1 protein-coding gene is annotated in these 1,649 nt (G+C 40.4%); it reads right to left on the bottom strand.

Features of this window, described 5'->3' with window-relative positions:
* Positions 1-184: 184 nt before the first annotated feature.
* Entirely contained in the window at positions 185-1,489 is a 1,305-nt protein-coding gene (locus JCM2765_RS16445; RefSeq protein WP_054737598.1) for an IS1380 family transposase, read from the bottom strand.
* Between the last annotated feature and the right edge of the window lie 160 nt (positions 1,490-1,649).

The raw sequence follows: 1,649 nt of genomic DNA, 5'->3' as shown, positions 1-1,649 counted from the left end.
CCTGAATTATTCATACCTTTCAAAAAAGTCGTCAGTTTTCATGTTTTTCAAAAACTGACGGCTTTTGATCTTGCTTACTATGTATTGAGACTCTAAATTTTGATGGTATCACCTAACGGTGAGTCATTTTTGAATTTTTGGGTGCACTTATCCCTTGATCGTACAGAATTTTTTTTAATTGGGGCTATTTAATAGCCTGAATACGCTGTAATACCTGATAAAAGAGTCGATGATAAACGTGATGAGAACTCAGTCGTAACTGGATTCGTCGACCGGTAAACACAACGCGGGCAGCGACTTTGAATAAACGGATTCGTAATGTACTAACACGCAATCCGGTCTCTGTTTTAGGTAGGGCTATTTGCTTCATAAAATTGATAATATTGTACGCTAATACACTAACCATCATACGGGCAGCGTTGGCGGTAAACGTTGAACTATCAGTCTTATCAAAGAAGAAGCCCTCTTTGGCTTCCTTGATATAATTCTCCATCTGACCACGCTTATGATACAGTTCAAATGCTGCTTCTGCGGTTAAATTTATCAGATTAGTCACAATAAATTCATGTGAAAAGATCAATTCGCCAGCTACACGAGTTGACTTAACGTATACTTGACGCGGTTTAGGCCACGAAGTGGCCTGATAAGTTGCTGAGTAATAGTGAGTTTCGGTTTCATGCCACTCAGTTGTGTCGCTTATCTGTACAAACTCTTCTGCCAAGTTGTGTAGTCGCTTATTACGTTTGAGGCGAATAATGTAAAAGACATCATCGGCCTCGCAGGTATCATAAACAGCTGGTGTGGCGAACCCGCTATCACCGCGAACCAGAATATCAGTTTCTGGCAATTGGTCTTGATAATGTTTTAATAACGGTTCTAAAAAGGCTTTTATATCTGTGCTGGTATAGGCATTACCAGGCCGTAGGATGGCTTTCAGGAGATTACCATCATTATCGATAGCTAGTAATGGATGATACCCCTCCGAGCCATAATGGGCGTTATAGTCAGTAGCTTCTTGATTGCCATAAGTGTCAGAATGGGTTGAATCAATATCAATAATGGTGGTCGTCTGATTAGTTAGCAGTCGAGCTTGATCAATAAGAGCTTGATTTAAAGTCTGGAAGGCGTCCACACCTGCGGAATCGATACGTTGCCAGAAACGGGATATCGTCGCTTGTGAAGCTAAGGCTGGTTTGTCCAATAAAAGTTTAAACAATGGTTCTGCAACCAATGAGGTTGCAGCAGAATCTGTATTATAACCGGCAATGATCTGCAGAACCAACTGCATTAAGATACTTGAATTACTATGTCGGCAGTATTGTCGATGGTCGTTGAACTTCAATAGATTGTCAGCTAAGTTCGTGAACTGAAACTTTGCCATCAGTTCAACACACAAGGTTAGGCCACCATCAGAAGATAATTGACCGCCGGTATGCGATGCTAGAATGTTTTTATTGAAACTAAATGCCATTTCCTGTACAGTTTTCATTATAGAGTCCTCTTCTCTTTATAGTGTCTTTTGGTCGAGTTAACTATACCAGAGCTGAGGCTCTTTTTCTGCACTTAAAAGGTGAAAACGTAAAATTCCCATCAAGCACTTGAATCATGTGTTTGATGGGGATTTTGGAGTTTCTGGTGAATAATTCAGG

This window comes from Secundilactobacillus similis DSM 23365 = JCM 2765 (assembly GCF_001311075.1).
In the GTDB taxonomy this organism is placed as follows: Bacteria; Bacillota; Bacilli; order Lactobacillales; family Lactobacillaceae; genus Secundilactobacillus; species Secundilactobacillus similis.
The sequence above is the reverse complement of the archived record's forward strand: the minus strand, read 5'-3'. Positions and strand labels throughout refer to the sequence as shown.

What these genes read in the sequence shown, in the direction of transcription:
- JCM2765_RS16445 (WP_054737598.1), bottom strand. Translation starts at nt 1,489, where the DNA reads ATGAAAACTGTACAGGAAATGGCATTTAGTTTCAATAAAAACATTCTA.